General features: G+C 38.0%; 20 protein-coding genes. 15 read left to right on the forward strand and 5 right to left on the reverse strand.

What is annotated here, in order from left to right; genetic code table 11:
- Positions 1-8: 8 nt before the first annotated feature.
- The 3 genes from pfkB to IGL32_RS02340 form a co-directional block, all read right to left on the reverse strand.
- A complete protein-coding gene (gene pfkB / locus IGL32_RS02330; protein ID WP_002358692.1) occupies positions 9-926 on the reverse strand; it encodes a 1-phosphofructokinase in 918 nt (305 codons plus the stop codon).
- Positions 923-1,675 (reverse strand): DeoR/GlpR family DNA-binding transcription regulator, encoded by a 753-nt coding sequence (locus IGL32_RS02335; protein ID WP_010706705.1) that lies wholly within the window; start codon positions 1,673-1,675, stop codon positions 923-925. The genes pfkB and IGL32_RS02335 overlap by 4 nt, the downstream gene beginning before the upstream one ends.
- 138 nt (positions 1,676-1,813) lie before the next feature.
- Positions 1,814-3,373: a ClC family H(+)/Cl(-) exchange transporter gene (locus IGL32_RS02340; RefSeq protein WP_002361257.1), complete on the reverse strand. Its 1,560-nt coding sequence runs from the start codon at positions 3,371-3,373 to the stop codon at positions 1,814-1,816.
- 164 nt (positions 3,374-3,537) lie between these two features.
- Here IGL32_RS02340 and pcrA point away from each other — a divergent pair, with 164 nt between their 5' ends.
- Together pcrA and ligA are read left to right on the forward strand one after the other, a co-directional pair.
- On the forward strand, positions 3,538-5,796 hold the full coding sequence (gene pcrA / locus IGL32_RS02345) for a DNA helicase PcrA (RefSeq protein WP_002363179.1): 2,259 nt from the start codon (positions 3,538-3,540) through the stop codon (positions 5,794-5,796).
- 125 nt (positions 5,797-5,921) lie between these two features.
- Positions 5,922-7,952: an NAD-dependent DNA ligase LigA gene (gene ligA / locus IGL32_RS02350; RefSeq protein ID WP_116495119.1), complete on the forward strand. Its 2,031-nt coding sequence runs from the start codon at positions 5,922-5,924 to the stop codon at positions 7,950-7,952.
- On the opposite strand, the gene IGL32_RS02355 is transcribed toward ligA, so the two are convergent.
- Positions 7,949-8,164 (reverse strand): hypothetical protein, encoded by a 216-nt coding sequence (locus IGL32_RS02355; protein WP_002399765.1) that lies wholly within the window; start codon positions 8,162-8,164, stop codon positions 7,949-7,951. The two genes, ligA and IGL32_RS02355, sit on opposite strands and share 4 nt — an antisense overlap.
- Here IGL32_RS02355 and IGL32_RS02360 point away from each other — a divergent pair.
- From IGL32_RS02360 to IGL32_RS02395, 8 genes are all read left to right on the forward strand, one after another.
- The gene (locus tag IGL32_RS02360; protein WP_306297391.1) at positions 8,124-8,216 is read left to right on the forward strand and encodes a putative holin-like toxin; all 93 of its coding nucleotides are present in this window, start codon (positions 8,124-8,126) and stop codon (positions 8,214-8,216) included. The genes IGL32_RS02355 and IGL32_RS02360 overlap by 41 nt on opposite strands.
- A gap of 317 nt (positions 8,217-8,533) precedes the next feature.
- Positions 8,534-8,839 (forward strand): Asp-tRNA(Asn)/Glu-tRNA(Gln) amidotransferase subunit GatC, encoded by a 306-nt coding sequence (gene gatC, locus IGL32_RS02365; protein WP_002355569.1) that lies wholly within the window; start codon positions 8,534-8,536, stop codon positions 8,837-8,839.
- On the forward strand, positions 8,839-10,308 hold the full coding sequence (gatA, locus tag IGL32_RS02370; RefSeq protein ID WP_002361259.1) for an Asp-tRNA(Asn)/Glu-tRNA(Gln) amidotransferase subunit GatA: 1,470 nt from the start codon (positions 8,839-8,841) through the stop codon (positions 10,306-10,308). The genes gatC and gatA overlap by 1 nt, the downstream gene beginning before the upstream one ends.
- On the forward strand, positions 10,308-11,738 hold the full coding sequence (gatB, locus tag IGL32_RS02375) for an Asp-tRNA(Asn)/Glu-tRNA(Gln) amidotransferase subunit GatB (protein ID WP_002358703.1): 1,431 nt from the start codon (positions 10,308-10,310) through the stop codon (positions 11,736-11,738). Before gatA ends, gatB begins: the two co-directional genes overlap by 1 nt.
- An 18-nt stretch (positions 11,739-11,756) precedes the next feature.
- A complete protein-coding gene (locus IGL32_RS02380) occupies positions 11,757-12,845 on the forward strand; it encodes a diacylglycerol kinase (RefSeq protein WP_002355572.1) in 1,089 nt (362 codons plus the stop codon).
- A 199-nt stretch (positions 12,846-13,044) separates the two neighbouring features.
- Positions 13,045-14,418, forward strand: a complete 1,374-nt coding sequence (gene rlmD, locus IGL32_RS02385) for a 23S rRNA (uracil(1939)-C(5))-methyltransferase RlmD (RefSeq protein ID WP_156210138.1) — start codon at positions 13,045-13,047, stop codon at positions 14,416-14,418.
- Positions 14,419-14,547, forward strand: coding sequence for a hypothetical protein (locus tag IGL32_RS02390; RefSeq protein WP_002355577.1), 129 nt, complete (start codon positions 14,419-14,421; stop codon positions 14,545-14,547).
- A gap of 139 nt (positions 14,548-14,686) precedes the next feature.
- The gene (locus tag IGL32_RS02395) at positions 14,687-15,004 is read left to right on the forward strand and encodes a thioredoxin family protein (protein WP_002355583.1); all 318 of its coding nucleotides are present in this window, start codon (positions 14,687-14,689) and stop codon (positions 15,002-15,004) included.
- Positions 15,005-15,046: 42 nt separating this feature from the next.
- Here IGL32_RS02395 and IGL32_RS02400 read toward each other — a convergent pair whose 3' ends face one another.
- Positions 15,047-15,892, reverse strand: a complete 846-nt coding sequence (locus IGL32_RS02400) for a helix-turn-helix domain-containing protein (RefSeq protein WP_002392183.1) — start codon at positions 15,890-15,892, stop codon at positions 15,047-15,049.
- Between the two features lie 398 nt (positions 15,893-16,290).
- Here IGL32_RS02400 and ptcA point away from each other — a divergent pair, with 398 nt between their 5' ends.
- The 5 genes from ptcA to IGL32_RS02425 all read left to right on the forward strand — a co-directional run bounded on the left by ptcA (position 16,291) and on the right by IGL32_RS02425 (position 22,567).
- Positions 16,291-17,310 (forward strand): putrescine carbamoyltransferase, encoded by a 1,020-nt coding sequence (ptcA, locus tag IGL32_RS02405; RefSeq protein ID WP_002355587.1) that lies wholly within the window; start codon positions 16,291-16,293, stop codon positions 17,308-17,310.
- A gap of 66 nt (positions 17,311-17,376) precedes the next feature.
- A complete protein-coding gene (locus IGL32_RS02410; RefSeq protein ID WP_002355588.1) occupies positions 17,377-18,753 on the forward strand; it encodes an APC family permease in 1,377 nt (458 codons plus the stop codon).
- Complete coding sequence (aguA, locus tag IGL32_RS02415; RefSeq protein WP_156210137.1) at positions 18,746-19,843, forward strand: agmatine deiminase; 1,098 nt, start codon at positions 18,746-18,748, stop codon at positions 19,841-19,843. The genes IGL32_RS02410 and aguA overlap by 8 nt, the downstream gene beginning before the upstream one ends.
- 11 nt (positions 19,844-19,854) lie before the next feature.
- Positions 19,855-20,784, forward strand: a complete 930-nt coding sequence (gene arcC, locus IGL32_RS02420; RefSeq protein ID WP_002363186.1) for a carbamate kinase — start codon at positions 19,855-19,857, stop codon at positions 20,782-20,784.
- Between the two features lie 196 nt (positions 20,785-20,980).
- The gene (locus tag IGL32_RS02425; protein ID WP_002386948.1) at positions 20,981-22,567 is read left to right on the forward strand and encodes an amidase family protein; all 1,587 of its coding nucleotides are present in this window, start codon (positions 20,981-20,983) and stop codon (positions 22,565-22,567) included.
- Positions 22,568-22,930: the final 363 nt, after the last annotated feature.

Below are 22,930 nucleotides of genomic sequence, written 5' to 3' on the forward strand. Positions count from 1 at the left end.
TAGTGGATTTATTCTGAAATTTTTTCAATTGTTACTTCGTGAATAAGTTCTTGGATAAAATCTTCTGAGGCTAAATCATCAGAAAATGCGGTCGCGCTACCGCAAGCGACACCCCATTTGAAAGCCTCTAAAGGATCTTGTGTTTTTGAAAAGTTGCCAATAAAACCAGCAATCATTGAGTCGCCAGCGCCGACAGAATTTTTCAGTGGACGTTTTAAAACGTTGGAACGATAAACACCTTCTGTTGTGAAAAGTAATGCACCATCACCAGCCATTGAGATAATTACGTGTTGTGCTCCTTCTTCTAGTAACCGATGTCCATAAGGTAAAATATCTTCAATACTTGTAAAGGTTGTATGATATAATTCTGCCAACTCATGATTATTTGGCTTGACCAATAAAGGCTTTTGTGACAAAGCGTTCATTAAATCTTCACCTGTCGTATCAATAACAAATTCTGCGCCTTTTTCCTTCACAATTTGGATTAATTCTTCGTAAAATCCTTTGCGTAGAGAAGCAGGTGTACTTCCTGAAAGAACAACAATATCACCAGCCTGAACACGACTAACTGCTTGTTTTAGTTCTTGAATTTCTTCGTTTGTTAGAGCAGGTCCTAAGCCGTTAATTTCTGTTTCAGTATCTGATTTCAATTTAATGTTGATTCGTGTATCAGCAGACACGGGAGTGAAATTCGTTTGGATTTCTTCTTTTTTCAACCAATCAGCAATGAATGAGCCTGTAAAACCACCTAAAAAACCTAAGGCAGTGGATTCTGTCTCCATACGTTTTAAAATACGTGAAACGTTGATTCCTTTGCCGCCAGGTAATTTAAAATCATTCGTCATCCGATTTAAATCACCAATTTGTAGATGATCGACATGAACGATAAAGTCGATAGAAGGGTTTAAAGTCACTGTGTAAATCATTTGTTTGCCTCCATTAAAATAGTTTTTTGCTGGAATCCTTGAAGCGATTCAGCAGGGCAGTAGTCAGTTAGTAAAGTAACTGACTCTAATTCTTCCACTTTGGTAAACGTTACTTCATTAAATTTTGTATGATCCAGTAAAACATAGGCTGTTTCTGCTTGATGAATAGCCAAGGCTTTTAGCGCTGCTTCTTCGGGATCAGGCGTCGTTAAACCAAACTCTAAATGTGCGCCGTTAGTTCCTAAAAAAGCTTTGTTAAAACGAAAATGTTGTAGCTGTTCCATACTAGTGGCACCAATGATTGCTTTAGTGGAGAGCTTCAAAGTACCACCAAGCATAATAGTGGGAATTTCCATATCGCTAAGTTTTGCAGCGTGATGCACGGAATTCGTCACTACATGGATTTGTTTCCCAACTAAAAAAGGGATCATTTCTAACGTGGTTGAACCAGCATCTAAATAGATCATATCGCCATCTTGTACACAACTAACGGCTAAAGAAGCAATCTTTTGCTTTTCGTGCGTGTTTTTGATTGATTTTTCCGTCATGTTTTGTTCAAAGCCTAAATTAAGAATACGCTTAGCGCCGCCGTGAATGCGTTCTAACAAATTGGCGTCTTCTAATTCTTGTAAATCGCGGCGGATTGTGGATTCTGAAGCATTGAACAAGCTAGCAAGTTCTTGCGATTTGACGACTGATTTTTGATCTAACAATTGTAAAATTTTTTGATGTCGTTCTTCCGTAAGCATTTTCATCCCTCATTTCATGGATATAATAGCACAAATGAAAACGCTAATCAATCTAAAACGGTCAAAAACATTCAAAAAAATTAAAAAACAGTCATAAGAAAAAAAGAAAGCTGCTGAACTCAGGTTCAGCAGCTTTCTTTAATTCACTAAATCATTCGGTAAAGTTTTTTGATAAATCTCTTTTTTGACTTGGTAAGCGAGTTTTTCATCGGTCAAAATAATGAGCACATCGCCAACATGCATAACAGTATCACCATGTGTTAAAATTTCCGATTCGCCACGCCGAATGGAAGTGAGCAACATTTGTTTAGGCCAGACAAAATCACGTACCATCGTATCATCTAAGGAACTTTCTGCAGTGATAGGTAATTCGATAATCGTTTTGTGGCCACGAATATTACTTACTTTAGAAGGAACCAAACGTTCTAATAAGCTTTCATAAATTGGCTTGCCGCCAAGACTATCGATGGTAATATAACTAACTAAAGCGACAACCCCTAAAGACATTAAATGAGAAAAATTGCCGACCATTTCTGTTACTAAAATAATCGCTGTTAACGGTGCTTTACCAATCGCAGTAAAATAACCAGCCATGGCAAAAATTAAAAAGTTTTTCACAAAAATTGGATCCATCCCTACGTATTGGACAAGTAGACTGCCATACAATGTTCCGATAATGGCACCTAAAGTTAGAATAGGCAAGAAAATACCACCAGGGAGATTCGAACCGTAAGAAACCATTGAAAAAACAAAACGTAAAACCAGTAAGCCGACTAAAGCCCAAATCGTAGTCGGTTGATTGCCTAAAGCTAAAACAATTTGATTCCCACCGCCAAGTAAATGTGGAAAGAAATAACCAATCGGTAAAATCAAAATAAAAGAAACAAAACCATAATAATTAGAAGAAAGGCCTTTGATTTTTCCATATACTTTTGGTAAGGACAACAATGTTTTTTGATATATCCAACCTAATAATCCTAGCAAAACGCCCAGCAGTACTAATGTCCAATAGTACTCTAAAGGCAAAGATTTAACCGGACCAATATAAAGAACTGGCTGCAATCCGAAGAAATGCAAAGAAACAAAGTTAGCGGAAATGGCCGCAGAAAAAGAGGTTAACCAAACTAAAGGTGAAAAGGAATGGTGAACCTCTTCTAGAACAAATAAAAGTCCTGCGATTGGTGCATTAAAAGCGGCGGCTAAACCAGCACTGGCACCACTACTGATTAAAATTTTTTCTTCAGACTTGGTGCTTTGCCGCCATTGACTATAGCCTTGTCCAACCACTGCACCTAGTTGAATTGAAGGACCTTCACGTCCCAAAAATAGCCCAGGACTAATCGCTAAGATCCCACCGATAAATTTTTTCCAAAGCACTGGAAACCAGTGAATTTCTAATTGACCTTGAAGTTGTCCTTCCACTTGGGGAATGCCACTGCCTTTAATTGCTGGTTCGCTTTTGATCAGTCGTCCTAATAAATAAGCAAGCACGAGAGAAAATAAGAACCAAGGAATCATCCAAAAGGTTTTTTCGTGAAACGTTTGATACAGATGAACGACTTGTTCGCCAATTTTTTCAATGCCTAAGCGAAATAAGCTGACAACAAAGCCGACAAGAATTCCGACGACGATGCCTTTAAGGATAAAGCCGATTCGGGTACCATCTAATTGTTTAATTTCATGTACATCATTATTCATTTCATTTTTAGCCTCCATCACTACTTACTAATGTACTGCGGTTTGACTTGATTTACAAGAAAATTTCATATAAAAAGAAAAAGATTTTTTGTTCTTTTCTAAAGAACTTCAAAGGGATTTTTGGTATACTGTATAAGATTGAAAAAAGAGAGAGGACGTTTAATATGACACAAAAACATGCCTTGGTTCAGGGAATGAATCCTCGACAAGAAGAAGCCGTTTTGCATACAGAAGGACCACTGTTAGTCATGGCTGGTGCTGGTAGTGGAAAAACGCGGGTTTTAACACACCGAATTGCCTATCTAATTGAGGAAAAAGAAGTAAATCCATGGAATATTTTGGCGATTACGTTTACCAATAAAGCTGCTAAAGAAATGAAAGAGCGTGTAAATAAATTACTGGAAACGGGTGGCGAAGATGTATGGGTCTCCACTTTTCACTCCATGTGTGTAAGAATTTTACGTCGTGATGTGGATCAGATTGGTTACAACCGTAATTTTACAATTATTGACCCATCGGAACAAAAAACATTAATGAAACGCATCTTAAACGACTTAAATATTGATTCAAAAAAATATGATCCTCGCTCAATTTTAGGTACGATTAGCAATGCCAAAAATGAATTACAAACGCCTGAAAAAGTTGCTGAAATGCAAGGTTCCTTATATGAAGAAATTGTCGCAAAATGCTATGAAGCCTATCAAAAAGAATTGCGCAAAAACCAATGTATGGATTTTGATGATTTGATTATGAATACGATTCGTTTATTTAATGAACAACCAGATACGTTGGCTTTCTACCAAAATAAATTTCACTATATTCATGTGGATGAATACCAAGATACCAATCATGCACAATATACCTTAGTCAATTTATTGGCTGCACGTTTCAAAAATCTGTGTGTCGTAGGTGATGCCGACCAAAGTATCTATGGTTGGCGCGGGGCGGATATGCAAAATATCTTGGATTTTGAAAAAGATTATCCAGATGCCAGTGTAATTTTGCTAGAACAAAATTATCGATCCACCAAAAACATTTTGGCGGCTGCGAATGATGTCATCAAAAATAACCGTAACCGCCGCGAGAAAGAACTGTGGACAGAAAATATAGACGGTGAAAAAATTGTCTATTATCGCGGGGACACAGAACGGGATGAAACACAATTTATTGTGAGCCAAATCCAAAAAGAAATGCGGGAAAATGACCGAATTTATGGTGATTTTGCGGTATTATATCGGACCAATGCTCAATCCCGTGTAGTGGAAGAAATGCTCTTGAAATCTAATATTCCGTATACCATGGTGGGCGGACATAAATTCTACGACCGTAAAGAAATTAAAGATATTTTGGCTTATTTAAGTTTGATTGCCAATCCAGATGATTCGATTAGTTTTGAACGAATTGTCAATGAACCAAAACGAGGAATCGGTAAAAGTTCAATTGAAAAATTACGGCTATTTGCGGATACGCATGGTTGGGCTTTGCTGGAAGCTGCCCAAAATGTTGATTTGGCAAATATTTCAGGAAAAGCGGGTAAAGAGCTTGGTAATTTTGGCATGATGATTCAAGACTTAACGAAAACAGTGCCCTATTTAACGATTACAGAATTGGTGAAAGAAACTTTACAACGTAGTGGTTATCGGGAAGCTTTGATGGCGCAAAATAATTTAGAGTCTCAAGCTCGCTTAGAAAACTTGGACGAATTTTTATCTGTGACACAAGAATTTGATAAACGTTTTGAAGCGCAAAACAACGACGATCCAAATGGCGAAGAAACAAAATTGGCGGATTTCTTAACAGATTTAGCCTTGGTTTCTGATTTAGATAATTTAGAAGAGAGCTCTTCGCAGGTAACCTTAATGACGTTGCATGCGGCCAAAGGGCTGGAATTTCCAGTGGTCTTTTTAATGGGCTTAGAAGAAGGGGTTTTCCCATTATCACGTGCCATGCTAGAAGAAAGTGAACTGGAAGAAGAACGGCGCTTGGCTTATGTTGGTATCACACGAGCGGAAGAAGCCTTGTTCTTAACGAATGCTTATTCGAGAACATTATATGGTCGCACGCAATATAATCGACCAAGTCGCTTTTTAGAAGAAATTGAGGCGGAGCGTTTAATGAAACAAGGGGCGGCAGCCAATTTACAGAAAGCTCCAGCGCGCACCTTTGATCCTAAAGTATTTAAGCCCAGCGCAAGTAAACCAGCTTATACACAACCAGCTACAAAATCAGTTAGCAACAAAGTGGCAAGTGGTGGCGAAAAAGTTTCTTGGCAAGCAGGTGATAAGGTCCAACATAAAGCATGGGGCGTTGGTACAGTCGTTCGTGTAGGCGGTTCGGCCAAAGACTTAGAGTTGGACATTGCTTTCCCAGAAAAAGGCATTAAACGGTTGTTAGCGGCATTTGCACCAATTGAAAAAATTTAACATGCAAAATAGGTCAGCGATTTAATGAGAAATCATCATTAGTTAAATTCTTTTTATTTTCTATCTTAGTGTAAATGTGTTAAAAAGACGATAGGAGCATTACGCTTATGAGGAGGAGTTCTACGATGGAACAACAACCATTAACATTAACGGCGGCGACAACTCGTGCGCAAGAATTAAGAAAACAACTCAATCAATATTCCCATGAATATTATGTCAAAGATCAACCATCCGTAGAAGATTATGTTTACGATCGTTTGTATAAAGAGTTAGTCGATATTGAAACGGAGTTTCCTGATTTAATCACGCCAGATTCGCCGACACAACGTGTAGGTGGCAAAGTTTTATCTGGTTTTGAAAAAGCTCCGCATGACATTCCAATGTATAGTTTAAATGATGGGTTTAGCAAGGAAGACATTTTTGCTTTTGATGAACGTGTTCGTAAGGCGATTGGTAAACCCGTTGCTTACTGTTGTGAGTTAAAAATTGATGGGTTAGCAATTTCATTACGTTATGAAAACGGGGTGTTTGTACGCGGAGCAACACGAGGCGATGGAACGGTTGGTGAAAACATTACAGAGAACTTACGAACGGTTCGCTCTGTACCGATGCGTTTAACGGAGCCCATTTCAGTGGAAGTTCGTGGCGAGTGCTACATGCCTAAACAATCCTTTGTCGCATTGAATGAAGAACGTGAAGAAAATGGCCAAGATATTTTTGCCAATCCTCGGAATGCAGCGGCGGGAAGTTTGCGCCAATTAGATACAAAAATTGTGGCGAAACGGAACTTAAATACGTTTTTATACACAGTTGCTGACTTTGGACCGATGAAAGCGAAGACGCAGTTTGAGGCATTAGAAGAGCTTTCTGAAATTGGTTTTAGAACCAATCCTGAACGTCAATTATGTCAGTCAATCGATGAAGTTTGGGCCTACATTGAAGAATACCATGAAAAGCGGAGCACTTTGCCATACGAAATCGATGGAATTGTGATTAAAGTGAACGAATTTGCGTTGCAAGATGAATTAGGTTTCACTGTCAAAGCACCTCGCTGGGCGATTGCCTACAAATTTCCACCAGAAGAAGCAGAGACAGTAGTGGAAGATATTGAATGGACAATTGGGCGCACGGGAGTGGTCACTCCTACTGCGGTCATGGCTCCTGTACGAGTCGCGGGAACCACGGTTAGTCGGGCAAGTTTGCATAATGCAGATTTTATTCAAATGAAAGATATCCGTTTAAATGATCATGTTATTATTTACAAAGCCGGCGATATTATCCCAGAAGTAGCGCAAGTCCTAGTTGAAAAACGTGCAGCCGATAGTCAGCCTTATGAAATGCCGACACATTGTCCAATTTGTCATAGTGAGTTGGTGCATTTAGATGAGGAAGTGGCGTTACGTTGTATTAATCCAAAATGCCCTGCGCAAATTAAAGAAGGGCTGAATCACTTTGTCTCACGAAACGCAATGAACATTGATGGCTTGGGGCCAAGAGTGTTAGCACAAATGTATGACAAAGGATTAGTGAAAGACGTAGCGGATCTGTATTTCTTAACAGAAGAACAGTTAATGACTTTGGATAAAATCAAAGAAAAATCAGCAAACAACATTTATACTGCCATTCAAGGGAGTAAAGAAAACTCTGTCGAACGTTTGATTTTTGGCTTAGGGATTCGCCATGTGGGGGCGAAAGCGGCGAAAATTTTAGCGGAGCATTTTGGTGATTTACCAACCTTAAGTCGTGCAACCGCGGAAGAAATTGTGGCTTTGGATTCAATTGGCGAAACAATCGCAGACAGCGTTGTGACGTATTTTGAAAATGAGGAAGTTCATGAATTAATGGCTGAACTGGAAAAAGCCCAAGTGAACTTGACATATAAAGGTCTCCGGACAGAACAATTAGCAGAAGTGGAGTCACCTTTCAAAGACAAAACAGTTGTTTTAACAGGAAAATTAGCGCAGTACACTCGCGAAGAAGCCAAAGAAAAAATTGAAAATCTTGGTGGAAAAGTTACAGGGAGTGTTTCGAAAAAAACTGACATTGTGGTTGCTGGCGAAGATGCAGGCAGTAAATTAACCAAAGCTGAAAGCTTAGGCGTGACCGTTTGGAATGAACAAGAAATGGTCGATGCGTTAGATGCAAGTCATTTTTAAGAAGAAAAATTAACGTTGTCAGATTTTATGTAGTAATTTGATGGTATGCTTATTTTAGTCATAAAAGTTATATGAACGAGGACTTTCTGAGTTGAGAAAGGAGGTTGATGCTTATGCGCAATTCTTCTTATCTTAATGAAAGGAGCAATGTTTTTGTCCGTTGAAGCAGCGTTGGGACTGATGATTGGTTTTGCAACACTTGTTGTGACCATTATCTTCGTTATCTTAGCGCTTGTCTTAGACAACAAAAATAACCGTTCATAAGCTTTGAGGAGCTGAACGGTTAAGCGTTTGAAATAAAACCAATAACTCAGTAAGCCGCTAGTTCTTATAACTAGTAGTGGCTACTAGAGAAGTATGTTCCTGCATATCTCTCTTTTCATTTTCATAATAACATGTTTCCGTCATTTTTGCGAGCGACAAATTATCAATGAAATTCAAGGTTTCATCTAAAATATCCGACCATTTTATGGTAGAATAGGAACAGAGTGAACAGCTGTGCTAAGCTGTTTAAAGAAATACAATCCAATTGATTAATCTGAAAATGAAAATTTCAGTAAATGATAGAAAGAAGGGTATCTATGGCAATTACAGAAGAACAAGTCAAACATGTCGCTAAATTATCAAAATTATCTTTCTCCGAAGAAGAATTAGCGGACTTTACCAATCAACTAGATAAAATTATTGATATGGTGGAATTACTAGAAGAAGTAGATACAACCGGGGTTCCTTTTACTTCAAATGTGAATGAATCAATCAATGTCATGCGTGAAGACGTAGCGACACCAGGAATGGACCGTAAAGAATTAATGCGGAATGTTCCGGAATCAGAGAATGGTTACATTAAAGTGCCTGCAATTATGGATAACGGGGAGGCAGGAGCCTAATGGAAAAATTATACGACAAATCGTTAACAGAGTTACATGATTTATTGGTCTCAAAAGAAATCACTGCAGTTGATTTAACCGAAGAAACATTAAATCGTATTCAAGATACAGAAGAACAACTAGGTTCTTTTATCACAGTTAGTGAAGAAAAAGCAATGGCATTAGCCAAAGCGATTGACTTAAAAGGCATCACTGAAAGTAATCCATTAGCTGGGATTCCTATTGGGATTAAAGACAACATTGTCACAAAAGATATTTTAACAACAGCTGGCTCAAAAATGTTACACAATTTTGACCCAATTTATGATGCGACCGTGATGGATAAAGTCTATCAAGCAGATATGATTCCTGTCGGAAAATTGAACATGGATGAATTTGCCATGGGCGGAAGTACGGAAACGTCTTACTTCAAGAAAACAAAAAATGCTTGGGATCAAACCAAAGTTCCTGGCGGTTCTTCTGGTGGTTCAGCTTCTGCTGTCGCAGCCGGACAAGTCCCAGTTTCTTTAGGGAGCGATACAGGAGGTAGTATCCGCCAACCAGCCGCATTCAACGGTATTGTGGGCTTGAAACCAACTTATGGACGTGTGTCTCGTTTTGGTTTGATTGCTTTTGCTTCAAGTTTAGACCAAATTGGTCCATTGACACGAAATGTTAAAGACAATGCCTTAGCTTTAAATGCAATTAGTGGTTATGACGAAAAAGACGGCACTTCTGCAGGCGTTTCTGTTCCTGATTTTACGGCAGATTTAACTGGCGACATCAAAGGCATGAAAATTGCTTTACCAAAAGAATACTTAGGTGAAGGGGTACAACCTGATGTTCGTGAAGCGGTATTAAAAGCAGCAGAAACGTTCAAAGCTTTAGGCGCAACAGTGGAAGAAGTTAGCTTACCACATTCTAAATATGGGATTGCCGCTTACTATATTATTGCCTCTTCAGAAGCAAGTTCAAACTTACAACGCTTTGATGGCATTCGTTATGGTTACCGTTCCGAAAATGTCCAAAATCTAGAAGACGTCTATGTTAATTCGCGTTCCGAAGGCTTTGGTACTGAAGTCAAACGTCGGATTATGTTAGGAACCTTCTCTTTAAGTGCTGGTTATTATGATGCGCACTTTAAAAAGGCTGGTCAAGTCCGTACACTAATCAAACAAGATTTTGAGAATGTCTTTGCGGATTATGACTTAATCATTGGCCCATCAACACCAACTGTTGCTTTTGGTTTGGGTGAAAATATCAATGACCCAATCACGATGTATATGTATGATATTTTAACTGTTCCTGTTAACTTAGCTGGGTTACCAGGCATGTCAATTCCAGCAGGCTTCTCAGAAGGATTGCCAGTTGGTTTACAAATTATTGGAAAACATTTTGACGAACATACAATGTATAAAGCAGCCTATGCTTTTGAACAAGCGACAGATTTCCATACGAAAAAACCAGTCATTTTAGGGGGGAACGATTAATGAACTTTGAAACTGTCATTGGATTAGAAGTCCACGTAGAATTGAAAACCAACTCTAAAATTTTCTCCTCTGCGCCAGCGCATTTCGGAGCAGAACCAAACAGCAACACAAACGTGGTTGACTGGAGTTACCCAGGTGTTTTACCTGTGATGAATAAAGGTGCTTTAGAATTTGGCATGAAAGCAGCACTTGCCTTGAACTGTGAAATTTCAAAAGAAACACATTTTGACCGTAAAAACTATTTTTACCCAGATAACCCGAAAGCATACCAAATTTCTCAATTTGATCAACCAATCGGACATGATGGTTGGATTGAAATTGAAGTCGAAGGCAAAAAGAAAAAAATTCGCATTGAACGTGTGCATTTAGAAGAAGATGCTGGGAAAAATATTCACGGCACAGATGGCTATTCTTATGTAGACTTGAATCGTCAAGGCACGCCTTTAATTGAAATCGTTTCTGAAGCAGACATGCGTTCACCAGAAGAAGCGTATGCTTATTTAGAAGCGTTGCGTTCAATTATCCAATTTACAGAAGTTTCTGATGTGAAAATGGAAGAAGGTTCTATGCGTTGTGATGCCAATATTTCTTTACGTCCGTATGGTCAAGAAGAATTTGGTACTAAAGCGGAATTAAAGAACTTGAACTCTATGAACTTTGTAAAAAAAGGTTTAGCTTATGAAGAAAAACGCCAGGCCAAAGTCCTATTATCTGGTGGCGAAATTCAACAAGAAACACGCCGCTTTGATGAAGCAACTAGTACAACGTTGCTTATGCGTGTTAAAGAAGGCTCAAGTGACTACCGTTACTTCCCAGAGCCAGATGTTCCTCGTTTTTCAATTGATGATGAATGGATTGAAAAAGTTCGCGCTAGTTTGCCAGAAATGCCAGCCTCACGTCGTGCCCGTTATATCAGTGAATTAGGGTTACCTGAATACGACGCAATGGTCTTGACTTTAACGAAAGAAATGTCAGATTTCTTTGAAGCAACTTTAGCAAACGGTGCAGATGCGAAACAAGCATCAAACTGGTTAATGGGCGAAGTTTCTGCTTACTTAAACAGTGAAAAAGTTGAATTAGCCGATACTAAACTGACACCAGAAAATCTAGCGGGTATGATTACTTTGATTAACGATGGCACAATCAGCTCGAAAATTGCGAAGAAAGTGTTCAAAGAGTTAATTGAAAACGGTGGAGATGCTAAAGAAGTTGTCGAAGCAAAAGGCCTTGTTCAATTATCTGATCCAGCGCAATTATTACCAATGATTAACGAAGTTTTAGACAACAACCAACAATCAATTGATGACTTTAAAAACGGAAAAGACCGTGCAGTTGGTTTCCTTGTTGGACAAATTATGAAAGCAACTCGTGGACAAGCAAACCCAGGTGTGGTTAACAAGTTATTGCAAGAAGAGCTTTCAAAACGATAAGAAAGTAGCAGGCAAACCATGAAAAAAGCTAGAGTGATTTATAATCCAACGTCAGGAAAAGAGTTAATCAAAAAGAACTTAGCCGATATTTTATCTATTTTAGAAGAATGTGGTTATGAAGCCAGTGCATTTGCGACCACACCAGAAGAAAATTCAGCACGCAATGAAGCACATCGTGCTGCGCGGGCAGGATTTGATTTACTAGTAGCTGCAGGTGGAGATGGGACCATTAATGAAGTCGTGAATGGGATTGCTCCGTTGAAGCGGCGCCCTAAAATGGCTATTATTCCTGCTGGAACGACGAATGACTATGCACGGGCCTTGAAGATTCCTCGTGATAATATCGTTAAGGCAGCAGAAGTGATTAAAAAAAATCAAACTGTCAAAATGGATATTGGCCAAGCCGGCAAAAATTACTTTATCAATATTGCGGCGGGTGGTCATTTAACGGAACTGACTTATGAAGTTCCGTCAGAGTTGAAAAGTATTTTTGGTTACTTAGCGTACTTAGCCAAAGGAGCCGAAATGTTGCCGCGAGTGAAGCCGATTAAAATGCGCATGACGTATGATGAAGGTGTGTACGAAGGCAATGCATCAATGTTTTTCCTAGGGCTGACTAACTCGGTGGGTGGTTTTGAGCAAATCGTACCAGATGCTAAATTAGACGATGGTAAGTTTTCATTAATCATTGTAAAAACAGCCAATATTTTTGAGATTCTTCATTTAGTTGCGTTAATGTTAAATGGTGGAAAGCATGTTGAAGATCATCGACTAATCTATACAAAGACCAGCTATTTACATGCAGAAACGTTAGAAAAGAACAATAAAATGATGATTAATTTAGATGGTGAATATGGAGGCGATGCTCCAATGACCTTTAAAAATATGCATCAACACATTGAAATTTTTGCAAATGGTGATGCACTGCCGTCCAATGCAATTATGGGTTCTGTCTTAACTGGTAGCGATGAGATTGTCGTAGAATCAGAAGACGAAGAGGAAGAAGCATATAACGAAGCCAGCAAAGAATTTGTCAAAGAAGTTGAACGACTAACAGACGAAGATATTGATGGCGATGGAAAGATTGCCGAAAAAGAAAAGCACTAGGTAGTCCGTGAATAGCTAATGAAAGATTTAGTTGATAAGATCTTTCATTGGCTATTTTTTGACTAAGGGAAAGGGTCTCATTCTTTTATTTACCCAAAAAGCTCAAACGGAATTGCTAAATCGCCATGAAAATTCGTTGTTGCTTTTCTTAGGTATTTTCATTAGAATGAGTGAAGTGTATAAAAAGAAGGAGCGACTTATGAAAAATTATCCAGTAAAGAAAAATGACGTCATTGAAGTAGAAATCATTGACTTGACGCATGAAGGTTTAGGCGTGGCAAAAGTGGACCATTATCCATTATTTATTGAAAATGCCTTACCAGGTGAAAAACTTGAAATCAAAGTCTTAAAAACAGGCAAAAGTTTTGGTTATGGGAAAGTATTGACTGTCCTAAAAAGCAGTGAACAGCGTGTGCCCGTGAAAGATGAAAACTTTACAAAAGTCGGGATTAGTCCGTTGCAACATTTAGCGTACGGCGCCCAACTATCATTTAAAACACAACAAGTAGAAAATGTTATGCAACGTGTCGCTAAATTGCAAGAAGTCCCTGTTTTACCAACAATTGGGATGAACGATCCGTGGCATTACCGGAACAAAGCACAAATTCCCGTGCGTAAAATTGACAACCAACTACAAACAGGTTTTTTCCGGAAAAATAGCCATGATTTAATTCCGATGGAACATTTCTATATTCAAGACCCAGAAATTGATGCAGCAATTGTTAAAATCCGTGACATTATGCGTAAATATAGCGTAAAACCTTATAACGAATCTGATAATACAGGGAACTTACGCCATATTGTCGTTCGTCGTGGCTACCATACTGGGGAGATGATGGTTGTTCTAATTACGAGAACACCGAAATTATTCCCAATTAGTAAAATTGTGCCAGATATTTTGGAAGCTATTCCGGAAGTAGTCAGCATTGTACAAAATGTAAATCCAAAACGAACCAATGTCATTTTTGGCGACGAAACCATCTTATTACATGGGTCTGAAAAAATTACAGATACTATTTTTGATTTGAAATTTGAAATTTCCGCGCGTTCATTTTATCAAGTAAATCCACAACAAACAGAAGTGATGTATCAAAAAGTTAAAGAGTATGCGGCTTTAACAGGCAATGAAATTGTGGTGGATGCCTATTGTGGGATTGGGACGATTGGCTTAACTTTAGCCCAAGATGCAAAGCAAGTTTACGGTATTGAAGTAATTGAAGAAGCGGTCAAAGATGCAGAAAATAATGCTAAATTAAACAACATTGAGAATGCCACTTTCACGGCTGGTTTAGCGGAAAAATTATTGCCAAAATTAGTTGAAAATGGCTTGCAACCAGATGTTGTTGTGGTGGATCCACCACGGAAAGGGTTAGATGGTCAATTAGTAAACACATTAATTGAAACGCAACCTGAACGAATTGTTTATGTCAGCTGTAATCCAGCCACACTCGCTCGCGACATTGCATTATTAACAGAAGGTGGCTATGAAGCAAAAGAAATTCAACCAGTGGATAATTTCCCACAAACGACCCACATTGAATCTGTCACGTTATTAACAAAGGCGGTGGATTAAATGAATGAAAAAGAAAAAATGTTAGAATTAATTAAAAAGAAACAAGGCGGTGGCCGTTCTAAAAAAATGGAAACTCCCAAAAATGATCGTAAAAACATGCGCAAAGGGCCTAAAATTTTTAATAAATAAGCGGTTATCAGTAAAAAGTTGCCGCCCATTAATGAAATGGGCGGCAACTTTTTTGTTAAAGTATTCCTAGCCAAACAAATAAGTTGTTATTTTGCTAGTAAATCTGTTATTTTAGACAAAAGACAAGGAGGGCTATTCAGTGGAATATGTAACAACATTAGAAGAATTAGAAGAAAAAATTACAGACAATCGTCTACAAGCCGTCTTTTTGACAGCAAAAAATTGTAGTGTTTGTACAGTTGATAAACCGATTGTCGAAAAAATTGCAACAAAATATGAATTTCCTACATACATTGCAGAAGCTGATAAAAGTCCAGAAATAATTGGACAATTAAATGCTTTTTCTGCACCGACCATTATCTTATACTATGAAGGAAAAGAAATTCATCGCCAAGCTAAAATTATTAACTTTCAAGAAATTGAAAAGAGAGTTCGACAAGTACAAGAAAATAGTTAATCAAAAAGGAAGCCACCGATCACGGAGAGGCTTCCTTTTTAATTATCTCGCTAAATGTTCAGTTTGTTGTTGAGAAAAAAGTTGATAACTGACAAAAACTTCTGCTCTTTTGTTTACTTCTAATTTAACGAAAATATTGTGGATATGTGTTTTTACTGTCCCGATTGATAGGAATAGTTCGTTGGCTATATCTTGATTTGTTTTGCACTCTAAAAGTAACGAAAGCACTTCTCGTTCTCGCTGCGTTAATTGATAGGCATCACAAAAAGGCGCCAAAAGTACGGGTTCATCTGATTGATTTTCTTCCAATTTAGCAGCGTCTTTTTCAAGAACCGACAGAGGAAAATCACGATTACAGAAGTAGATAATGGCGATGGAGAGAATGATTGTATAAATATCTTCAGAAACGTTTCGGTTGTTAATTTTAAAGACAATATCAGAATATTGGTCAATGTTAAAAATAACGAAGGTATCTTCCAAAAGAATCGCCACACCGAAACCAATGCTTAGCCAACCAATAAAACGAAGATATTTTTTCGCAAGGGCTGATAAAGGATCTATTCGTAGTTGATAGAGCGCATAGCATCCAAGGTAAATTAAAAATAGCTGATTGGGTAAATAGTACAACCAAACTTTTAAGGCGGAATTTTGTGAAAATGGAATAGCTAGCATCCATAAACCAATTAAAAATAACCAGACAAATTGATAATTTTTAAAAGGACGACCACTAATAGTATTGATAATAGCCAGATAGGCAAAATTACAACAAATAAAAATGATGGTCTTTAAAAAAGGTGCGGTCATAAAGGTCTGATTATATTCGGTTGCAAACGAATTAATGAACTCAGTCATATAAACAATCACATTGTCACAAATAAAAATAACCATTAAAAAGAGAAGCAATAAAAAAATCGGTTGTTTATTTTTCAAGTAAAGATTTAAGGTAAAGGTTGAAGTAAACGAATATAAAATAATCAACAAGATGTTATAAATAAAAACAAATGTCACGATTGGAAACCCCTTTCATCTTTTATTTTAAGTGAATGATTTTTCAAAATAATTATACCATTTTCAAATCTATGATTGGTCAGAAATTAGAGAGAAATCCGCCTAAACTTTTATAAACCCCTGGTGTACCAACGGTTTATAACCATAAATAAACTTTTTTTAATGAAAAATTACGCCGAAAAAGAAAGCGTTTTCTAACTTTTGGTGGATAGTAAACTCTTCGCTAAACTTGGTAAAGTCAATGTGTAAACAAAAACAACTTTTAGGAGGAACACATCATGAAAAGAGATTACGTTACAACAGAAACATATACGAAAGAGGAAATGCACTACTTAGTCGATTTATCATTAAAAATTAAAGAAGCGATTAAAAATGGGTATTATCCGCAACTGTTAAAAAACAAATCTTTAGGAATGATTTTCCAACAATCTTCAACTCGAACACGAGTATCTTTTGAAACTGCAATGGAACAATTAGGCGGACATGGCGAATATTTAGCACCTGGTCAAATTCAATTAGGGGGACATGAAACGATTGAAGATACCAGCCGTGTATTGTCACGTTTAGTAGATATTTTGATGGCTCGTGTGGAACGTCACCATAGTATTGTTGATTTAGCTAATTGTGCTACCATCCCAGTCATTAACGGTATGTCTGATTACAATCATCCAACCCAAGAATTAGGTGATTTGTGTACCATGGTTGAGCATTTACCAGAAGGCAAAAAATTAGAAGATTGTAAAGTTGTCTTTGTCGGAGATGCGACACAAGTTTGTTTTTCTTTAGGATTAATCACAACAAAAATGGGCATGAATTTTGTTCACTTCGGTCCAGAAGGCTTCCAATTAAATGAAGAGCATCAAGCGAAATTAGCAAAAAATTGTGAAGTTTCAGGCGGTAGCTTTTTGGTCACAGATGATGCAAGTTCTGTTGAAGGCGCTGATTTCTTGTACACGGATGTTTGGTATGGCTTGTACGAAGCGGAATTATCTGAAGAAGAACGTATGAAGGTTTTCTATCCAAAATATCAAGTGAATCAAGAAATGATGGATCGGGCAGGTGCCAATTGTAAATTCATGCACTGTTTACCAGCAACACGTGGGGAAGAAGTAACTGATGAAGTAATTGACGGTAAAAATTCTATTTGTTTCGATGAAGCAGAAAACCGTTTAACATCTATTCGTGGCTTATTAGTATATCTTATGAATGATTATGAAGCAAAAAATCCTTATGATTTAATCAAGCAAGCAGAAGCGAAAAAAGAACTAGAAGTTTTCTTAGACACTCAAAGCATTTAACGGCCAACTGTCCACTGATTGAAAAAATGAATCAGTGGACAGTTTATAAAGAGAGGAAGAGTCTTCATGGAGGGGAAAAAGAAATTTAGTTTAACGAGTGCCATTTTATCAGTGATCTGTGTGGTTTTCGTTGCTGAAGCAGCGGCGCCTGTTGCTGCAATTGGTAATTCTCAGTTTTTTTGGTGGATTTTCTTATTAATTGCATTCCTATTGCCATATGGGTTAATTTCATCAGAATTAGGAACAACTTATATTGGTGAAGGGGGCATCTATGATTGGGTGACCAAAGCATATGGTCATCGTTGGGGTGCCAGAGTTTCTTGGTATTATTGGATTAATTATCCATTGTGGCTAGCTTCATTAGCCGTTATGACGCCAGAACTATTAACGACAATTACAGGTATTAAGTTTTCAACACCGATGATGATTATTGTTGAATTAATTTTTACTTGGATTGTGGTTTGGATTAGTTTTTATCCAGTCAGCGACAGTATCTGGATTCTAAATGGAGCTGCCGTAATCAAGATGGTTTTAGCTGTCTTAATTGGTGGGCTAGGATTGTATGTAGCCTTGACGAAAGGTGTTGCCAATGAATTTACCTTGAAATCAATGCTGCCAACGTTTGACTTAAGGAGTTTATCTTTTATTTCTGTAATCATTTTTAATTTGTTAGGGTTTGAAGTCATCTGTACGTTTGCAGATGATATGGAAAATCCTAAGAAGCAAATTCCACAAGCTATTGTAGCAGCGGGGTTAGTCATTGCGGCCATTTATATTTTTTCAGCCTTTGGAATTGGGGTAGCGATTCCCACCGATCAAATTAGTACCGGCAGTGGTATGATGGATAGCTTTAAACTATTGACAGGCTCGACAGAAGGTTGGTTCATTATGTTGATGGCTTTCCTATTCCTTCTTACGTTGTTCGGAAACATGATTTCTTGGTCATTAGGAGTCAATAATACAGCTTGTTATGCTGCTGAAAATGGTGACATGCCTAAATTTTTTGAAAAACGTAGTAAGAAAAATGACATGCCAATTGGGGCTGCTTTGATGAATGGCATTGTGGCATCGGTGGTCATTGTATTAGCACCAATTTTACCTAATCAAGATTTATTCTGGGCCTTTTTCTCCTTGAATGTCGTCCTATTCTTGTTATCGTATATCCCAGTTTTCCCAGCTTTTTATAAGCTTAGAAAAATTGATCCCGATACACCACGTCCGTTTAAAGTTAACGGAAAACCAGGATTTTTAAAAGTTTTAGTGGTTTTGCCAATGATTATGATTATTATTTCACTGATTTTCACAGCAGTGCCTTTAGATTTTAGTCCCGCAGCATTAAATGAAAAATTACCAATCACAATTGGGGCAATCATTTTTATTCTGTTTGGTGAAGTAATTATTTACGTGAAAAAAATTAAGAAGGGAACGAAAGAAAATGGCTAAACGAATTGTAGGAAGTACCCCTAAACAAGATGGCTTTAGAATGCCAGGAGAATTTGAACCACAAGAGAAAGTTTGGATGATTTGGCCAGAAAGACCGGATAATTGGCGTGATGGTGGTAAACCTGTCCAAGAAGCTTTTACTAATGTGGCCAAAGCAATTAGTCAATTTACACCGATGAATGTGGTGGTTTCTCAACAACAATTTCAAAATTGCCGTCGCCAATTGCCGCCAGAAATTAAGGTTTACGAAATGTCAAACAATGATGCCTGGGTTCGTGATTGTGGACCATCATTTGTCATTAACGACCATGGAGAAATCCGTGGTGTGGATTGGACATTCAATGCTTGGGGGGGATTAGTAGATGGTTTATATTTCCCTTGGGACCAAGACGATTTGGTTGCACAAAAAATTTGTGAAATTGAGCATGTAGATTCTTATCGTACAGATGATTTTGTTTTAGAAGGCGGTTCATTCCACGTAGATGGACAAGGAACAGTCTTGACTACAGAAATGTGCTTATTAAGTGAAGGTCGAAATCCACAACTTTCAAAAGAAGCAATCGAACAAAAATTATGCGACTATTTAAATGTTGAAAAAGTTCTTTGGCTAGGTGATGGAATTGACCCAGAAGAAACCAATGGTCATGTGGATGATGTAGCTTGTTTTATTGCACCTGGTGAAGTGGCTTGTATTTACACTGAAGATCAAAATAGCCCATTTTATGAAGCGGCACAAGATGCGTATCAACGTTTGCTTAAAATGACTGATGCTAAAGGACGCCAATTAAAAGTCCACAAATTATGCTGTCCTGTCAAAAATGTAACCATTAAAGGCTCCTTCAAAATTGATTTCGTGGAAGGAACCATGCCACGAGAAGACGGCGATATTTGTATCGCATCCTATATGAACTTTTTAATTACAAATGATGGCGTGATTGTGCCACAGTATGGTGATGAAAATGATCATTTGGCTTTAGAGCAAGTTCAAACGATGTTCCCAGATAAAAAAATTGTCGGCGTTAATACGGTAGAAGTTGTTTATGGGGGCGGCAATATTCACTGTATCACACAACAAGAACCAAAGCGCTAGGAGGGAAACAGATGTCAAAAATAGTGATTGCATTAGGTGGAAATGCGTTAGGAAATTCTTCGAAAGAACAATTGGCAAAAGCACAAACCGCTGCAAAATCCATTGTTGATTTAATTGAACAAGGCCATCAAGTGGTGATTGCTCATGGCAACGGGCCACAAGTTGGCAAAATTCGCTTAGCTTTTGAGGAAACGAGTCAATCTCCAGAAGATGTCGTACCGTTTCCTGAATGCACAGCAATGAGCCAAGGCTATATTGGCTATCATTTACAACAAGCAATTGATGAAGAACTAGTAGCCAGAAATTTAGGGGAACAACCAGTTGTTACGTTAATTACACAAGTCGTGGTGGATCCAAAAGACCCAGCGTTTACAAAACCAACAAAACCAATTGGTGGTTATTATGACGAAGAAACAGCCAAACAGTTGATGGCGGAAACTGGGAACGTCTATCAAGAAGATGCGGGTCGAGGCTGGCGACGGGTAGTTCCTTCACCAAAACCAATTGATATTTACGAAAAAGTTAGCTTGCGAACACTTGTTGATGCAGGACAAATCGTAATTGCTTGTGGTGGTGGCGGGGTTCCTATTGCCTATGATGGTCCAGTCTATCATGGTGTAGATGCAGTCATTGATAAAGACTTTGCGGCAGCAAAAATGGCTGAACTCATTGAAGCAGATGTTTTTGTGGTATTAACTGCAGTGGAACATGTTTTTGTTAACTTTGGTCAAGCAAATCAACAAGCTTTGACCGATGTTACGGTTACGGCAATGCAACAATATATAGAAGAAAATCAATTTGCGCCAGGTAGTATGTTACCTAAGGTGGAAGCGGCCATCAGTTTTGCAGAAAGTAAACCAAACCGCCAGGCGATTATCGGGCTTTTAGAATTAGCTTCGGAAGCAATCAAAGGAGAAAGTGGTACACGAATTACACAATAAATTCTCAGTATTTAACTTTTACAAAAGACTAAAACAAACGCATTTAGCGGACTATCTTAATCGTTAGAGAGTAGGACATCGGTCGTTTTGACAGATGTCCTACTCTCTATTTTGTCTTTTTAACGAACAAAACTGTTAGTTGTCATGCAAAAATAAACATAGTAAGATAATCTTTAAATGGTATAGGAGGATAAAAATGTCTAAATTTTTAAAAGTAATCGGAATAATTGCTGTTTTGTTAGTCATAATAGGCGCTGCAGCGTATTGGTTTATACTCAAAAAGTTCACTCCTGAGGCAGAAACCCCAGCAATGTACAATCAAGAGAGAATCGTTAAAACGATTGAAGACCAATTAAAAGAAACAGATGTACAAAAAGCTCGGACCAAAGCACCGTTGATTATTGAAAAAAATATCACTGAATTACAGCAAGCGATTGCCAACGGAACATTGACCTATGAAGAACTTACGGCGTTTTATTTGGACCGTATTTTACAGTTCGATCAAATAGATAATGGCATGAACAGCATCTCTGAAATCAATCCGCAAGCAATTAAGGAAGCCAAGGCATTTGACCAGCAAGCCTCTCAAACACCGAAGAAGCCTTTGTATGGTATTCCTGTGACTTTGAAAGAAAATATAAATACGACCAACATGATTTCGAGTGCAGGAGCTTATGCCTTACGCACGTTCAAGCCTAAGGAAGATGCGGAAGTAGTTAAGAAGTTAACAGAGGCGCAAGCTTTGATTTTAGGAAAAGTAAACTTATCTGAACTAGCGAATTATATGTCAATGAAAGCACCAAGTGGCTATAGTTCCAAGCATGGACAAACACTTAATCCTTATGGGCCGCTCAAAATAACACCTTCAGGTTCAAGTTCTGGGAGTGGGGCTAGTGTGACGATGAATATCGGCGCCTTCTCTTTAGGCACTGAGACGATGGGATCGATTGTTTCCCCCGCTTCTCATCAATCAGTGGTTGGTTTTAAACCGACCCACAGTTCAGTAAGTGGCGAAGGTGTTTTGCCATTGGCACCGTCATTAGATACAGTTGGCCCGATTGCCCGAAGTGTCGTTGATGCTGCGCAAGGCTATAATGCGTTTAAGAAAGACACGGTTCCGAGCATTGATTCAACGAAATTTACTAAAAATAACTTACAAGGTCAACGCATTGGGTTGCTAGAAATGCCAAGTGCTGAAGAAGAATTTACGGCTGCTAAAAAGGCCCTCCAAAAAGCAGGAGCAGAAGTGATTCCGGTAACGCCAGACATGGAAGGGATTGATGGTGGGAAAGTTATTTCCAATGAATTTAAGTTTGCATTGGAAGAATTTGCGAAACGTTATGACTTACCATTTAAAACACTGGAGGAACTAATTGCGTATAATCAACAAGATAAAAAGGTTCGTGCCAAGTATGGGCAAGATTTATTAGAAGCAGATGTTAAAAAGAAACAACCAGATAAAGAAATCATTCAAACAACCATTAAAAAAGCACAGCAAACGTTTGATGCGTTGCTAAAAAAACAACAATTAGACGGATATGCCTTTATTGATTCTGAAGGTACGGGTTTAAGTGCTGTGGCAGGATATCCTGAATTGACTGTTCCTTTGGCGAAAAACAGTGAAGGACAACCTTATGGGCTGACTTTTACACAAACTGCCAATAAAGAGCAAACGTTATTTGAGCAAGCTTACAGCTTTGAACAAAGTACAAAAGGACGGATAGTACTTTCAGACAACGAGCTGTTGGCAAACAGTAAAAAAATAAATAGAGATGAGCAGTAAAGGGAAACTAGGAATGGCGAAACATCCGTATCAAACCTAATAAAGATAATCGACCTACAAATGAAAGGAATTGTTTGTAGGTCGATTATTTAGGTGAGTCGTTTTTTTTTGCTTTTTTAGGCGAATGTTTTCATGTAATAAGTTAATAAGTGGCCAGATTCGAGAAATAAGGCCATCAATTTTTAAGCATTTCAATAAAAAGAGTGAACGATGGCTGTGTTTGAAGTATAAATATGTGCGGTTGCTTCCGCTTTCGCAATATTAATTTGAAGCGCTACCGTCGTAAAGGGTTCTGCTGCAGGAATTATTAGATGGAAACAAATCCATGAATACATAGAAGATTAAAACAAGATGAAGAAAATA

It is taken from the genome of Enterococcus sp. AZ035, assembly GCF_050548325.1.
Taxonomy (GTDB): Bacteria; Bacillota; Bacilli; order Lactobacillales; family Enterococcaceae; genus Enterococcus; species Enterococcus faecalis.

Coding starts and splice junctions, on each gene's coding strand:
- pfkB (WP_002358692.1), bottom strand. CDS start 926: ATGATTTACACAGTGACTTTAAACCCTTCTATCGACTTTATCGTTCAT.
- IGL32_RS02335 (WP_010706705.1), bottom strand. CDS start 1,675: ATGCTTACGGAAGAACGACATCAAAAAATTTTACAATTGTTAGATCAA.
- IGL32_RS02340 (WP_002361257.1), bottom strand. CDS start 3,373: ATGAATAATGATGTACATGAAATTAAACAATTAGATGGTACCCGAATC.
- pcrA (WP_002363179.1), top strand. CDS start 3,538: ATGACACAAAAACATGCCTTGGTTCAGGGAATGAATCCTCGACAAGAA.
- ligA (WP_116495119.1), top strand. CDS start 5,922: ATGGAACAACAACCATTAACATTAACGGCGGCGACAACTCGTGCGCAA.
- IGL32_RS02355 (WP_002399765.1), bottom strand. CDS start 8,164: ATGGTCACAACAAGTGTTGCAAAACCAATCATCAGTCCCAACGCTGCT.
- gatC (WP_002355569.1), top strand. CDS start 8,534: ATGGCAATTACAGAAGAACAAGTCAAACATGTCGCTAAATTATCAAAA.
- gatA (WP_002361259.1), top strand. CDS start 8,839: ATGGAAAAATTATACGACAAATCGTTAACAGAGTTACATGATTTATTG.
- gatB (WP_002358703.1), top strand. CDS start 10,308: ATGAACTTTGAAACTGTCATTGGATTAGAAGTCCACGTAGAATTGAAA.
- IGL32_RS02380 (WP_002355572.1), top strand. CDS start 11,757: ATGAAAAAAGCTAGAGTGATTTATAATCCAACGTCAGGAAAAGAGTTA.
- rlmD (WP_156210138.1), top strand. CDS start 13,045: ATGAAAAATTATCCAGTAAAGAAAAATGACGTCATTGAAGTAGAAATC.
- IGL32_RS02390 (WP_002355577.1), top strand. CDS start 14,419: ATGAATGAAAAAGAAAAAATGTTAGAATTAATTAAAAAGAAACAAGGC.
- IGL32_RS02400 (WP_002392183.1), bottom strand. CDS start 15,892: ATGGTTATTTTTATTTGTGACAATGTGATTGTTTATATGACTGAGTTC.
- ptcA (WP_002355587.1), top strand. CDS start 16,291: ATGAAAAGAGATTACGTTACAACAGAAACATATACGAAAGAGGAAATG.
- IGL32_RS02410 (WP_002355588.1), top strand. CDS start 17,377: ATGGAGGGGAAAAAGAAATTTAGTTTAACGAGTGCCATTTTATCAGTG.
- aguA (WP_156210137.1), top strand. CDS start 18,746: ATGGCTAAACGAATTGTAGGAAGTACCCCTAAACAAGATGGCTTTAGA.
- arcC (WP_002363186.1), top strand. CDS start 19,855: ATGTCAAAAATAGTGATTGCATTAGGTGGAAATGCGTTAGGAAATTCT.
- IGL32_RS02425 (WP_002386948.1), top strand. CDS start 20,981: ATGTCTAAATTTTTAAAAGTAATCGGAATAATTGCTGTTTTGTTAGTC.